General features: G+C 70.1%; 11 protein-coding genes. 6 read left to right on the forward strand and 5 right to left on the reverse strand.

All coding sequences use genetic code 11. The features are described 5' to 3' along the window. Nucleotides 1–44: 44 nt before the first annotated feature. The 3 genes from E6C64_RS00610 (at nt 45) to E6C64_RS00620 (ending at nt 4,352) form a co-directional block, all read left to right on the forward strand. Complete coding sequence (locus E6C64_RS00610) at nt 45–1,103, forward strand: carbohydrate ABC transporter permease (protein ID WP_136425691.1); 1,059 nt, start codon at nt 45–47, stop codon at nt 1,101–1,103. After that, nucleotides 1,100–2,008, forward strand: coding sequence for a carbohydrate ABC transporter permease (locus tag E6C64_RS00615; protein WP_136425692.1), 909 nt, complete (start codon nt 1,100–1,102; stop codon nt 2,006–2,008). The genes E6C64_RS00610 and E6C64_RS00615 overlap by 4 nt, the downstream gene beginning before the upstream one ends. Nucleotides 2,009–2,069: 61 nt before the next feature. Then, nucleotides 2,070–4,352, forward strand: a complete 2,283-nt coding sequence (locus E6C64_RS00620; protein WP_500041727.1) for a beta-xylosidase/alpha-l-arabinosidase — start codon at nt 2,070–2,072, stop codon at nt 4,350–4,352. A gap of 84 nt (nt 4,353–4,436) precedes the next feature. Here the strand turns inward: E6C64_RS00620 and E6C64_RS00625 are convergent, their stop codons facing one another. Both E6C64_RS00625 and E6C64_RS00630 read right to left on the reverse strand, forming a co-directional pair. After that, the gene (locus E6C64_RS00625; protein WP_136425693.1) at nt 4,437–5,537 is read right to left on the reverse strand and encodes a Gfo/Idh/MocA family protein; all 1,101 of its coding nucleotides are present in this window, start codon (nt 5,535–5,537) and stop codon (nt 4,437–4,439) included. Continuing rightward, a complete protein-coding gene (locus E6C64_RS00630; protein ID WP_136425694.1) occupies nt 5,516–6,214 on the reverse strand; it encodes a ThuA domain-containing protein in 699 nt (232 codons plus the stop codon). Before E6C64_RS00630 ends, E6C64_RS00625 begins: the two co-directional genes overlap by 22 nt. 161 nt (nt 6,215–6,375) lie before the next feature. Here E6C64_RS00630 and E6C64_RS00635 point away from each other — a divergent pair, with 161 nt between their 5' ends. After that, complete coding sequence (locus E6C64_RS00635) at nt 6,376–7,722, forward strand: carboxylesterase family protein (protein WP_136425695.1); 1,347 nt, start codon at nt 6,376–6,378, stop codon at nt 7,720–7,722. A 116-nt stretch (nt 7,723–7,838) separates the two neighbouring features. Here E6C64_RS00635 and cls read toward each other — a convergent pair whose 3' ends face one another. The 3 genes from cls to E6C64_RS00650 form a co-directional block, all read right to left on the reverse strand. Then, entirely contained in the window at nt 7,839–9,347 is a 1,509-nt protein-coding gene (cls, locus tag E6C64_RS00640) for a cardiolipin synthase (RefSeq protein ID WP_136425696.1), read from the reverse strand. Between the two features lie 98 nt (nt 9,348–9,445). Beyond that, complete coding sequence (locus tag E6C64_RS00645; RefSeq protein WP_136425697.1) at nt 9,446–10,135, reverse strand: hypothetical protein; 690 nt, start codon at nt 10,133–10,135, stop codon at nt 9,446–9,448. 133 nt (nt 10,136–10,268) lie between these two features. Then, entirely contained in the window at nt 10,269–10,820 is a 552-nt protein-coding gene (locus E6C64_RS00650; protein WP_136425698.1) for a TetR/AcrR family transcriptional regulator, read from the reverse strand. Nucleotides 10,821–10,863: 43 nt separating this feature from the next. Here E6C64_RS00650 and E6C64_RS00655 point away from each other — a divergent pair, with 43 nt between their 5' ends. Both E6C64_RS00655 and E6C64_RS00660 read left to right on the forward strand, forming a co-directional pair. Further along, nucleotides 10,864–11,793 (forward strand): 5'-3' exonuclease, encoded by a 930-nt coding sequence (locus E6C64_RS00655; RefSeq protein WP_136425699.1) that lies wholly within the window; start codon nt 10,864–10,866, stop codon nt 11,791–11,793. Next, nucleotides 11,790–13,280: an aminotransferase class I/II-fold pyridoxal phosphate-dependent enzyme gene (locus tag E6C64_RS00660; RefSeq protein WP_136425700.1), complete on the forward strand. Its 1,491-nt coding sequence runs from the start codon at nt 11,790–11,792 to the stop codon at nt 13,278–13,280. The genes E6C64_RS00655 and E6C64_RS00660 overlap by 4 nt, the downstream gene beginning before the upstream one ends. Nucleotides 13,281–13,287: the final 7 nt, after the last annotated feature.

Raw genomic sequence — 13,287 nt, forward strand, 5'->3', positions numbered from 1 at the left:
ACCTCGTAGTCCAGACACCCGCATCATCCGGAAAGAGGAGTTCGATGACTTCCGTGCGCGATGAGATCTCCACAGGGCCCAGCGCGCCCGAAGGCATCGGAACGGGTGGGGGCGGCGCACTCCTGACGCCCCCACCCACCCCTCGCACCGACCGGGCGGTCTCCGTCCGGTCGGACCGCGTCAGTCGCTGGATGACCAGGGCGGAGCTCGCGCTGCTGCTCGGCCCCGCCCTGATCGTCTTCGTGGGATTCGTCATCCTGCCCGTGCTGATGGCGGCCTACTACGGCTTCTTCAGCTGGTCGGGATTCGGGCCGGCGACCGACTTCATCGGGCTGCGCAACTACGTCACGATCCTCTCCGACCCGGACTTCCATGAGGCGCTCGGCCACAACGCGTTCATCGTGGTGGCGTCGCTCGTGCTGCAGGGCCCCGTCTCGCTGGCGCTCGCGCTGCTGCTCAACCGCAGGCTGCGCTTCCAGTCGCTGATCAGGGTGCTGATCTTCGTCCCATACGTCATCGCCGAGGTCGTCGTGGGCATCGGCTGGGGGCTCATCCTCCAGTCGGCCGGCGGGCTCAACAGCATGCTCGACAAGCTGGGGCTCGGAGCGATCGCCGCCGACTGGCTGTCCGACCCGGCGATCGCCATCTGGACACTGCTGATCATCATCAGCTGGAAGTACATCGGATTCGCGGTCATCCTCTTCCTCGCCGGACTGCAGGGGATCCCCGACGAGCTGTCCGAGGCGGCCGCCATCGACGGCGCCAGCTACTGGCAGGTCCAGCGCTACATCGTGCTGCCCCTGCTCGGCCCCACCATCCGGATCTGGGCGTTCCTCTCGATCATCGGATCGCTGCAGCTCTTCGACCTGGTCTGGATCGTCTGGGGCCAGTTCGCCTCGTCGACCGCAGGCACCTCGACCATGGCGACCTACATGGTCTCGAACGGCCGCAACGCGGGCAGCTACGGCTACGGCAGCGCGGTCGCGGTCGTGATGTTCCTCATCTCCCTCGCCGTCGCGCTGGTCTACCAGCGCTTCGTGCTCAGCCGCGACACGGCAGGCGCACTCACCGGGGCGTCCGCCCTCGGAAGGAAGACCCGATGACCACCGCATCCCTCCCCGCGCGGACCGCGTCCCGCGGCTCCGGCACCGGCGCCGAGCTCGGCAGACGTCCGTCCGGGCTTCCCGGCCAGCGGCGCAGCACCAACCTGGTCATCTACTTCGTGGCGCTGATCCTCATCGGGCTCACCCTCGCGCCGGTGGCCTACATCATCCTCGGCGGGTTCCGGACGAACTCCGAGATCACCGTGGACCCCTCGGGCTTCCCGAGCAGCTGGCAGTGGTCGAACTACACCGACGTGCTCGGCAGCGGGACGTTCTGGACGCAGGTCGGCAACTCCACCATCGCGGCGGTGGCCACGACGCTGTTCGTCGTCGCCCTCGGGCTGATGGCGGCATACGCCCTGTCGCGCTACGCCTTCCGCGGGCGGGGAGCGATCTACGCGCTCTTCACCGCCGGACTGATGTTCCCGATGACCGTCGCGATCACGCCGCTGTACATCCTCGTGCGGAGCATCGGGCTGACGAACACCCTCGGCGGCGTGATCGTGCCGCAGATCGCCTTCGCGCTGCCGATCACGATCATCATCCTCGTGCCGTTCCTCGCCGCCATCCCGAGCGAGCTCCAGGAGGCTGCCGCCATCGACGGACTCGGTCGGCTCGGCTTCTTCTTCCGGATGGTCGTGCGCCTCGCGATCCCCGGGGTGATCACCGTCGGCATCCTCGCCTTCGTCGCCAGCTGGAACTCGTACATGCTCCCGTTGTTCATCCTCAACAGCGAGTCCGCCTACACGCTGCCGCTCGGCACCCAGGCCTTCGCGTCCCGGTACGCCGTCGACACGTCGAAGGTGCTCGCCTTCACCTCCCTCTCGATGATCCCCGCGCTCATCTTCTTCAGCCTGTTCGAGCGACGGATCGTGGGAGGGCTGACCGGTGCTGTCAAGGGCTGACGATACGGGCGCGGCCGACGTGCCCGACAACTCGGGACACGATCGGGGAGCAGCCGGCCTGGTGAGTGCGCGAGTCCGCGACCTCCTGGCCCGGATGACGCTCGAGGAGAAGCTCGCGCAGCTGGTGGGCTACTGGTCGGACCAGACCACCGACGCGGTCGCGCCCATGTCCGGCGAGATGGCCCCGCCCGCAAGCTTCGAGGAGGCCATCGAGCACGGGATCGGCCATCTCACCCGCGTCTACGGCACCTTCCCGGTCGAGCCGCTGGAGCGGGCCCGGTGGCTGTGGGAGCAGCAGCGTCGCCTGGTCACCGGCACCCGCCTCGGCATCCCGGCGATCGTGCACGAGGAGGTCCTCACCGGCCTCGCGGCCTGGAAGGCGGCGACCTTCCCGACCCCGCTCGCGTGGGGCGCCGCGTTCGACCCGGAGCTCGTCGAGCGGATGGGCGCCGCCATCGGCAGGTCGATGCGCGAGCTCGGCATCCACCAGGGGCTCGCTCCGGTGCTCGACGTCATCCGGGACCCGCGTTGGGGTCGCGTCGACGAGTGCATCGCCGAGGACCCCTACGTCGTCGGCACGATCGGCACCGCCTACGTGCGCGGGCTGCAGCAGGAGGGCGTGCACGCGACGCTGAAGCACTTCGTCGGCTACTCCGCTTCGCAGGCGGGGCGCAATCACGCGCCGACCCACATCGGCCCGCGGGAGCTGGCCGATGTGTTCCTTCCCCCGTTCGAGATGGCGATCCGCGACGGCGGCGCGCGCTCCGTGATGAACTCCTACGCGGAGATCGACGGCGTGCCGGTGGCGGCCGCGTCCGAGCTGCTCACCGGACTGCTGCGCGACACCTGGGGCTTCGACGGTGTGGTCGTATCCGACTACTTCGCGGTCGCCTTCCTCGAGTCCATGCACGGCATCGCCGCCGATCGCGGCGAAGCGGCTCAGCTCGCGCTCGACGCGGGAATCGACGTCGAGCTGCCGAGCGGCGACGCGTACCTCGCCCCGCTCGCCGCCCGGGTCCGCTCGGGCCAGGTGCCCGAGGAGCTCATCGACCGCTCCGTCCTGCGCGTGCTGAGCCAGAAGGAGGATCTCGGGCTGTTCGACGCGACCTTCGACGATCCGCCCGAGCGGATCGATCTGGACGACGCCGAGCACCGGCAGATCGCCCGCCGGCTCGCCGAGCAATCCGTGATCCTGCTCTCCAACGACGGCTCGCTTCCGATCGAGGGCGCTCGCCGCATCGCGCTGATCGGGCCGAACGCCGACAGCGCCGAGTCGCTGATGGGCTGCTACTCGTTCGCCAATCACGTGCTCGCCCATCATCCCGGCACCGAGTTCGGCTTCGCGATCCCCACCGTCCGAGAGGGGCTCGAGCAGCGGTTCCCGTCGTCGCAGCTTCTCGTCAGTCGCGGCTGCGAGGTCGAGGGAGACGACCGCGACGGCATCGGAGCGGCGGTCGGGACCGCCCGGTCCGCGGAGGTCGCCATCGTCGTGGTGGGCGACCGAGCCGGCCTGTTCGGCCGCGGCACGGTGGGGGAGGGCAATGACGCGGATTCGCTCGAGCTCCCCGGCGTGCAGCGCGAGCTCGTCGAAGCGGTGATCGCCACCGGCACGCCGACGGTCGTCGTCCTGCTGACCGGTCGGCCCTACGCGCTGGGCTGGCTCCTCGACGGCTCCCATCCAGCGGCCGCGGTGCTGCAGGCCTTCTTCCCCGGCGAGGAAGGCGGCACGGCTCTCGCAGCGATTCTCGCCGGAGACGTGAACCCGTCCGGTCGACTGCCGGTGTCGCTGCCCCGATCCGCGGGCGCGCAGCCCTTCAGCTACCTGCACCCGATCCTCGGCGGCCCGTCCGACATCACGAGCGCGGACAGCACCCCGGTGCGACCGTTCGGCTTCGGACTCGGCTACACCACGTTCGCCCACGAGGCGCTCGAGGTGGCGGAGCAGGTGCCGACGACGGGGAGCTTCGTCGTCCGTGTCCGTGTGCGCAACACGGGGCGGTGCCCCGGCGCCGACGTCGTTCAGCTCTACGCGCGCGATACGGCCGCGAGCGTGACCCGTCCGGTCGCCCAGCTGGTGGGCTACGAGCGCGTGGCGCTGGAGCCGGGGGAGGAGGCGATCCTCGCCTTCGACGTTCCGACCTCGCGCCTCGCCTTCACCGGCCGAGCACTGCGTCGGATCGTCGAACCCGGGGACATCGAGCTGTGGGTCGGGCCATCGAGCGCCGTCAAGGAGACCGTGGCCCGCACAGAGCTCGTCGGCGCCGTGCACGAGGTCGATTCCTCCGAGGACCGGATCGTCGCCGTCCGAGTCGAGTCGGTGGCGAGGCCGACGCCTGCCGCCTGAGCAGTACCGACAGGAGCGGACGTCCCGCGGGTGATGAGCACCCGCCGGGCGTCCGCTCTCTTGTGAGGGGCTGGATCAGCGGCTCTAGCTCGACGCCCGCCATACCGCGGCCGGAGTCAGCGGAACGAGCGTCGGTCGCTCCGGTCGCGAGCCGATCGGACGGCGGGTGCCCGTCTTCGCCGAAGCCAGCAGCTCGGTCATCACCTCGAGCACATGCAGGGCGACCGAGCCGCTCGCGCGCTCCTCGCCGGGCGCCGCGGCGACGAAGTCCAGCAGCCCGACGCCGCGCGCGCCGTCCTCGAATCCCGCCGAGGGCGGCAGCACCTGCCACTCGTCGTCGCCCAGCCGGAACAGCCGCACATCGCCGGCGAAGCCGTTCGGGTCCGGGAGGATCAGCGATCCGAGCTCGCCGTGCACCTCGATCGGCTCCGCCACGGTGCGCACTCCGTCGAAGCTCATCGTGATCGTCGACAGGGCGCCGGCCTCGTGCTCCAGCACGCCGGTCACGTGCGTCTCGACGCCGACCGGGATCACCTCGCCGGCGCGCGGGCCCGAGCCGATGGTCCGCGAATCGCGGGTCCTGCTCGCGGCGCCGGTCACCGAGACCACAGGGCCCAGCAGCTGCACGAGGGAGGTCAGGTAGTACGGACCCATGTCGAGCAGGGGTCCGCCGCCCGGCTGGTAGTAGAAGTCCGGGTTCGGATGCCAGCGCTCGTGGCCGGGCGCATACCAGGTGGCCGTCGCGGAGATCGGACGGCCGATCCGTCCCGCGTCGATCGCGGCGCGGGCGGTCTGGATGCCGGTGCCGAGCACGGTGTCGGGCGCGCTGCCGACCCGGACGCCGGCGTCGGCCGCGGCATCGAGGACCTGCCGCGCCTCGTCGAGCGTCGCCGTCAACGGCTTCTCCCCGTAGACCGACCTTCCGGCGGCGATCGCGGTCAGGGCGACCTGCGCGTGCGCGGCGGGGATGGTGAGGTTGAGCACCGTCTGGACGCCGGGGCGGGCGACCGCGGCGGCGACCTCGAGCGCTTCGGCTCCGAACTCGGCTGCGACGGCCTGCGCGCGGCTGACGTCCAGATCGGCGACGGCGACGATCCGGATTCCGGGGTGGCGGCCGATCGTCTCGAGGTAGGCCCGGGAGATGACCCCGAGGCCGACGATGGCTATGCCGTGCGGGTCGCCCACAGCATCCCCCTCTCGAGCATGGTCCGGACGGCTTCGTGCTGGAGGACCTCGACGGTGTGGCCGGGCGTCGCGACGACGATCCGACCCGCGCCCCAGAGTCGCGTCCACACCGCGGGGGAGACCACCGGTCGATGCCAGGGCTGCCACGGCTGGGTGGGGTGGGTGGTGGTGGCGAGCACGTCGATGAGGTCGTCGTGCAGCACCCAGTACTGCTCGGTCTCGAGCACGAAGTCCTCGATCCCCGCCGTGATCGGATGGCTGCGTCCGAGGTCGGTGATCTCCACGGAATGCGGGAGGTAGTTGTCGCTCGGCTCGCCGACGCGCAGCGCGGGATCCTTGCCCGGATGCGTCGCGAACTGGCCGCCGATCAGATGCAGGTAGTCCGAGCTCGCCCGGTACGAGTCGGCGATGCCGCCATGCCAGCCGACCAGGCCCGTTCCGGCGATGACGGCGTCGCGGAGCCCCGCGACCTGATCCCCGGTGATCTCGGACATCGTGACCGACTGCACGACGAGGTCGGTCTCAGCCATCGCGGACGCATCGGCGTAGATCGCCGGCGACTCCTCGATGCGGACCTCGTACCCCTGCTCCGCGAGGAACGGCACGAAGAGCTCGGTGGTGGCGACGGGCGCGTGGCCGTCCCAGCCTCCCCGGACGATGAGAGCGTGTCGCGTCATTGCTGCCTTCCTCTTGCTCTCCATCTTCGGGCCTATCCGCCTGGCCCAGGTGCGAACCGGCCGTTCAGGATTCGGGAACCCGGGGTCCGTACCCTGGATCACGACGGCAGGGCTTCGCGCATTTGTGCCGAGCACCCGCGATACGGACGGAGGAGAGGCGCATGAATAAGGACAGCTCCCCGACCCTGACCACCGTCCAGTTCGATCCGCCGTGCGGCCCCGTCCGCGGCTATGCGGATGGCTCGGTGATCCGTGCGACGGGCATCCCGTATGCGCACGCCGAGCGCTTCGCCGCACCGCTGCCGATGCCGGAGTGGGACGAGCCGTTCGAGGCCACCCGCGCGTCCACTCCGTGTCCGCAGTGGCCCAGCGCGTTCCTCGAGCGGATGCTCGGCGACGCGGAAGGCGTCGCGGCTCCGGACGAGGACTGCCTCCAGCTGTCGATCACCATGCCGGCCGACGTCGGCGTCGGGGACGCGCTGCCCGTCATGGTCTGGATCCACGGCGGCTCCTACGTCTGGGGCGCCGGTGACGCGCCGATCACCGACCCTCGGAACCTCGTCACCGAGCAGCGGGTGATCGTGGTCTCCGTGACCTATCGGGTCGGCCTGTTCGGCTTCCTCGGCGACGGCTCGTCCCGTCCGGCCAACCTCGGCCTGCTCGACCAGCACGCGGCATTCCGCTGGGTGCGTCGCAACATCGCCGCATTCGGCGGCGAGCCCACCAACGTCACGGCCTTCGGCCAATCGGCCGGCGCCGACGCCATCGCCCACCTGATGATCGCCTCGGGACGGGAGCGCCTGTTCGAGCGGGCGATCCTGCAGAGCCCGCCGCTCGGCCTGGCCCTGAACCGTCGGAGGATGTCCGCCGCGATGACCCTCGCCGCCGGCACTCTGGGCCGCGACTCGAGCGTGCAGGACATCCTCGACGCCGAGCGGCGCGCAGCGGCGGCCGCTGCCCGCTACGGGCTCAAGTCGGCCATGCCGTTCGGCACCCAGTACGGGATCGCCCCTCTGCCCGCCGAGACGGAGATCGACGCCGCCTGGTTCCGCGTGGCTCCCGACATCGACGTGCTCATCGGCAACACGGCGGACGAGTCGGAGTTCTTCGCCGGCGAGATCCCCATCGTGAACCGCCTGCGCGGGCTGCCGCTCGTCGGGCAGCGCGTCACCCGGCGCGTCTCGAGCGCCGTCACCGCCGCTGTCTACGGGCGCGCGATCGACCGCTTCGCCCGCCGGCACGCCCAGGCGGGAGGACGCGCCTTCCGCTACACCCTCTCGTGGAAGGTGCCGGGCAACCCCGTCGGATCCGGGCACACGATCGACCTCCCGCTGCTTCTCGGCAACCGGACGAGCTGGGCCAAGGCCGCCATCGTCGCGGGTGCCGACTGGGACCGCGTGGAGCGCGACGGCGCCCGGCTCCGTGCGCTCTGGGCGCGGTTCGCCCGCACCGGCCAGCTCGACTCCGAGGGCGAGATCCCCGACGTCATCGCCTGGTCCCGCGCCTGAGCGCCGTCGTCCTCCGCGAGCGCGCCTCCCGCGCGTTCTGAAACACCGAACGCGGTCTGTATACCGACGGCGCTCGGTGTGTGCGACCGCGCTCGAGGCGGGCCGAAGTCGATGACCTACTGGAGGTCGGAGGTGAGCCGCAGGGCGTTGTCGACGTAGCGGCGGTACCAGGGCTCCGCCTTCCACTCCGCGAGCGTCAGCAGCCGGGACTTGGCGCGATAGCCGTCCTGGATCTTGGCCAGATCCTCGGCGAGGTCGGCGCCGAAGCCGAGCAGCATGATCTCGTAGTCGAGGGCGAACGAGCGCATGTCCATGTTGCTCGAGCCCAGCACCGAGATCTCGCCGTCGACGGTGAAGTGCTTGGCGTGCAGCACGGTCGGGGCGGGGTAGAGGTAGATCTTCACCCCGGCCTCGAGCAGGGTGCGGTAGTAGGAGCGCTGCGCGTGCTGGACCATGAACTGGTCCGCCTTCTCGGAGACGAACAGCTCGACGTTCACGCCCCGGAACGCGGCGGTCGTGATCGCGCTGAGCAGCGACTCGTCCGGCACGAAGTAGGGGCTCGTGATGGTGAGCTTGTCCTTCGCCGCGTACATCAGCGAGACGAACATCCGCAGGTTGGGCTCCGTCGGGAAACCCGGGCCGGACAGCACGACCTGGAACGCCCCGTGCCGCTCGTCGGTGACATCCAGATCGTGTTCGGCGGGGTGGCTCTCGAAGTCGAGCACCTCGCCGGTCTCGGCGTACCAGTCGATCGCGAAGACGGCGCTGAGCGCGTCGACGACGGGTCCGGTCAGCTCGATGTTGAGGTCCTGCCAGGTCCGGCCGATCCTGGCGTTGTGCCGCTTGAGGTAGCCGGGCTCGATGATGTTCTGCGACCCCATGAAGCCGACGTCGCCGTCGATCACCAGCAGCTTGCGGTGATTGCGCAGGTCGGGGCGGCGCCAGCGGCCGCGGAGGGGATCGATCGGCATCATCGGGTGCCAGATGATTCCCGCCCTGGTCAGCCGTTTCGTGAACTTCCGATACCCGGGGTAGCGGATCGATCCGATGTGATCGAAGAGCAGCCGGACGACGACGCCGCGATCGACGGCGTCGGAGAGTGCGGTGAAGAACGGATCGGTCGTTGCGTCCCACGCCATGATGTAGAACTCGACGTGGATGGCCTCGGTGGCCTTCTCGATCGCCGCCGTCATCGCGGCGAGCGACTCGATGTAGTCGCCGTGCAGACCCTCGTTGCGTCCGATCGTGAGCGGCAGCGCGGCCAGCCGGCGGTTGAGATCGACGATGGCCTCGGCTCCGGGGATGTCCTCGAGGTAGGTCTCGGAGACGGGGTGCGTGGAGGTCTGATTCATCACCACCGCGTTGATCTCGCTCTGGATCCTGTTCCTGCGTCCGCGGACGTAGGGGCTGCCGAGCAGCAGGAACAGCGGGAGCCCGACCACGGGCAGGAACATGACCAGCAGGAGCCAGGCGAACGCCGATCCGGGCTTGCGATTCTCGGGGATGACTCCGAGCGCCGCGATCTTCACGACGTATTCGAGTACGAGGATGACGATCGCCAGCCACGTCTTCTTCTTGCGGCGCTCCTGCTTCGTCGCTTCGCTCACGCGGGAGTTTCGGGCCATAACTCCATTCTGCCGGGCGGTGCGCCCGGTCCGGCGCGAGCGCCGCGAATCGAGGACGCGATCAGGTCATCGCGGAAGGTCCAGCTCAGAGGCCGTGATCAGAGGCCGCGCTGCTGAAGGGAGAGCAGAGCGAGGTCGGCCTCCAGCAGCTGGAGTCGCGCCTCACGGTGCTCCGCGTAGTCGGCGTCGCCCACGTTCTGCACGATGATCCGCCCGGTGATGGCGCGACTCAGCTCATCCGCCGCCGCCTCCTGAGCGAGCGCGACCTGACCGCGGATGAACTCGTCGTCCGCGCTTGCGGCGCGCAGACGCTCACCCAGGCTGCGGGCGATCTGCTCCCGGACGTCGAGGTGCTGCACGTCGTGGGTGCGGAAGTCGTCGAAGCGGGTCGGCCGCCCCAGCCGCTGGGCGGCGGAGACGCTGGACTCGGCGATCCGATCGGCGTCCCGCAGCTTTTCGTCGGCCATCAGCTGGAACTCGTGCCGCGTGGCGTCGAGATACCAGTCGAGGTCGAAGTCCTTGGAGTCCCGCAATGCGCGGATGATCAGGATGTTCTTCACCGCGAGGCGGACTCCCGAGCTGGCGATCAGCACGCCGTCGTCGACTTGATCGTCGATGGGCGCATAGGTGGGGATGACCTTCGGCGTATAGGCGAGGTCCTCCTCGCTCCCGCGGGCGAAGGCGCGCACCAGCGCGCGGCCCAGCGCAGCGAGTGCGCGTCGGCCGATCCCCGCGAGCCGGCTGATCCGTCCCGGAGCGCGCGCATCGTCCGGCTCCCGCTCGTCCACCCGTCACCCTCGATCGTCGTGCTGTGCGCTCCACGCTAGCCGCGCACGGGCCGCCCGTCCGATCCGCGAGCTGCCCAGTTCTGCCGCCTGTAACGCACTCCAGGCGGCAGAACTGGGCAGCTCGGTGGAGAGATCAGCTCGGTGGGGTGATCAGCTGCTGCAGCAGCGAGCCGTAGCGGGCGACGATGTGGTCGTGATCAGCGGCGAGCAGCGCCTCGTCGCCCACGACCCACAGGCTGTAGAGCAGGCCGCCGACCAGGGCGGCGGCCAGCCGCGCGCGCAGCTCGACGTCGTCTCCGGTCAGCCGCGCCATCAGGGGAGTCACAAAGCCCGCATCGTGGGCGGCGCGCAGCCGCGATCCGATCTCACCCGCATCGCTCGCGCGGATCAGGGCCAGGTACACGCCGCGGACCTGCTCGTCCGTGCTGAGCGTGTACTCGATGAAGCGCTCGCCGAGGGACTCGAGAGGCTCCTCGAGCAGCGGCTGATGCTCGGTCTCGATCTGCATCGTCTCAAGGAACAGGCTCTCCTTGGAGCCGAAATGCCGGATCACCAGAGCCGGATCCACCCCTGCGACGCTCGCGATGTCGCGCACGGTGGTGGTGGCGTAGCCGCTCTTCGCGAAGAGGTCGGCGGCGGCGGCCTGGATGGCGGCCTTCGTGCCGGCGCCGCGCGTGTTGGTCATCGCCCCGAGCCTACTTCCGGTGCGGATCCGCCACACTGGGGGCATGAGCGATGGCCGCCTGATGCTGCTGGACACGGCAGCCCTGTACTTCCGGGCCTTCTACGGAGTGCCGGACACCGTGCAAGCCCCCGACGGCACACCGATCAACGCGGCGCGCGGCCTGCTCGACATGATCAGCCGCCTGGTGGGCGAGTTCGAGCCGACCGAGTTGATCGCCTGCTGGGACGACGACTGGCGCCCCCAGTGGCGGGTGGACCTCATCCCGACGTACAAGACCCATCGGGTCGCCGAGGTCATCGAGGTGGGTCCCGATGTCGAGGTGGTTCCCGACCCGCTGCAGGTCCAGGTGCCGATCATCGAGGACACCCTTCGCGCGCTCGGCATCCCCATCGTCGGCATGGCCGGCTACGAGGCGGACGACATCATCGGCACCCTCGGCTCGACCTCCTCGATCGCCGTCGACATCGTCACGGGGGACCGGGACCTGTTCCAGGTCGTGGACGACTCCCGCGGCGTGCGCGTGATCTATACCGCTCGTGGCATGAGCAACCTCGAGCTCGTCACCGATGATGTGGTGCGGGCCAAGTACGGCGTCGACGCCCGCCAGTACGCCGACTTCGCGACGATGCGCGGCGACACCTCCGATGGGCTCCCCGGAGTCGCGGGAGTGGGCGACAAGACCGCCGCCTCCCTCCTCGCGCAGTTCGGCGATCTCGCGGGGATCGTCGCAGCGGTCGACGACCCGGACGTGAGCCTGTCGGCGAGCGTGCGGGCCAAGATCCGGGCAGCGGAGGACTATCTCGGCCGGGCACCTGCGGTGGTCGCCGTCGCCCGCGATCTCGACCTGCCGGAGGTCGACGCGCGGGTCGGTGCGCATATCGACGAAACCGCGATCGAGGCGCTCGGAGCCCGCTGGGGGCTGACCAACTCGCTCGGCCGGGCCCGAGCCGCGCTGACCAAGGGAGCCGCATGACCGACCTCGACGAGGACGACCTGGGCGCCCAGAGATCCGCCCCCTATCTCGACGCCCTGGTGGCGTACGGGTTCCGCGGTCCCGCGCGCTTCCACGTGCCCGGGCACAAGGGCGGCCCCGGCGCGGACCCCGCGCTGCGCAAGGCGATCGGCGTCGATGCGCTCGCAGCCGACGTGCCGCAGGACATCCACGGGATCGACCTCGGATCGGTGCCGACCCCCTACGAGCGCGCCGAGCGTCTGGCGGCGGCGGCTTACGGCGCGGACCGCTCGTTCTTCCTGACCAACGGCGCCACCCAGGGCAATCACGCGCTCTGCCTGGCGCTCGCACCCGAGGGCACGCACGTCATCGCCCAGCGCAACTCGCATGCGTCCGTCATCGACGGCCTCGTGCTGTCGGGCGGGAGCCCCACCTTCGTCCGCCCCGAGTACGACGCGGAGCTGGGCATCGCGCACTGCGTCACTCCCGAGGCTCTGGCAGCGGCGCTGGAAGCGGATCCCGAGGCGACGGCCGTCTTCGTGGTCTCGCCGACCTACTACGGAATGACCGCCGACATCGCGGGGCTCGCAGAGGTGGCGCACGCCGCCGATGTCGCGCTCGTCGTCGACCAGTCCTGGGGTCCGCACTTCGGCTTCCATCCCGATCTGCCGGCGACCGCGCTGTCGCAGGGAGCCGACGCGATGCTCACCAGCACGCACAAGATCGCCGGGTCGCTCACCCAGAGCGCGATCCTGCACATCGCCGGCTCCGGTCGGATCGATACCGCGGCCGTGGCCCGGGTGCTCCGTCTGCTGCGGAGCACCAGTCCGTCCTCGCTGCTCATCGCGTCGCTCGACAGTGCTCGCCGCCAGCTCGCGATGCACGGAGAGCAGCTGCTGCACGAGACCCTTCAGGCACTCGATGTGGCGCGCGCGAAGCTCCGCACCATCGACGGCATCGAGCTGCTGGACGAGCGGCATGTGGGGAGCAAGGGCATCGCCGCCTACGACCCCATGCGGATCGTCCTCGATGTGCGGGCGACGGGGTGCACGGGCGTCGAGCTCGCCGCCGAGCTGCGCCGCACGTACGACGTGCACGTCGAGCTCGCGCTGCAGACCACGATCGTGCTGATCGTGGGACTGGGGGAGACCCAGTCCGCGCTGCTGCGCGTCGCCGGCGACATCGAGGAGACGGTGGCCCGCCTGCGGCGACCGGAGCCCGTGTCTGTGCTCGACGGCACCTTCACGGCCGACCTGCCGCCGATGCCCGTCACCCCGAGGACGGCGTTCCTCAGCGACGGCATCCGGGTACCCGTCGACGAGGCGGTCGGACGGATCTCCTGCGAGTCCATCGCCGCCTATCCGCCCGGCGTCCCGTCGCTGCTGCCCGGAGAGCTCATCTCGCAGGCGATGGTCGCGCATCTGCGCAGTCTGGTGGCGAGCGGCGCTCGGCTGCACGGTGCCAGCGATCCGGCATTCGAGACCGTCACGGTGATGCGACTGACCTGACCACGGA

Source organism: Naasia lichenicola, assembly GCF_004801885.1.
Taxonomy (GTDB): domain Bacteria; phylum Actinomycetota; class Actinomycetes; order Actinomycetales; family Microbacteriaceae; genus Naasia; species Naasia lichenicola.

Coding starts and splice junctions, on each gene's coding strand:
- E6C64_RS00635 (WP_136425695.1), top strand. CDS start 6,376: ATGAATAAGGACAGCTCCCCGACCCTGACCACCGTCCAGTTCGATCCG.
- E6C64_RS00655 (WP_136425699.1), top strand. CDS start 10,864: ATGAGCGATGGCCGCCTGATGCTGCTGGACACGGCAGCCCTGTACTTC.
- cls (WP_136425696.1), bottom strand. CDS start 9,347: ATGGCCCGAAACTCCCGCGTGAGCGAAGCGACGAAGCAGGAGCGCCGC.
- E6C64_RS00660 (WP_136425700.1), top strand. CDS start 11,790: ATGACCGACCTCGACGAGGACGACCTGGGCGCCCAGAGATCCGCCCCC.
- E6C64_RS00615 (WP_136425692.1), top strand. CDS start 1,100: ATGACCACCGCATCCCTCCCCGCGCGGACCGCGTCCCGCGGCTCCGGC.
- E6C64_RS00610 (WP_136425691.1), top strand. CDS start 45: ATGACTTCCGTGCGCGATGAGATCTCCACAGGGCCCAGCGCGCCCGAA.
- E6C64_RS00630 (WP_136425694.1), bottom strand. CDS start 6,214: ATGACGCGACACGCTCTCATCGTCCGGGGAGGCTGGGACGGCCACGCG.
- E6C64_RS00650 (WP_136425698.1), bottom strand. CDS start 10,820: ATGACCAACACGCGCGGCGCCGGCACGAAGGCCGCCATCCAGGCCGCC.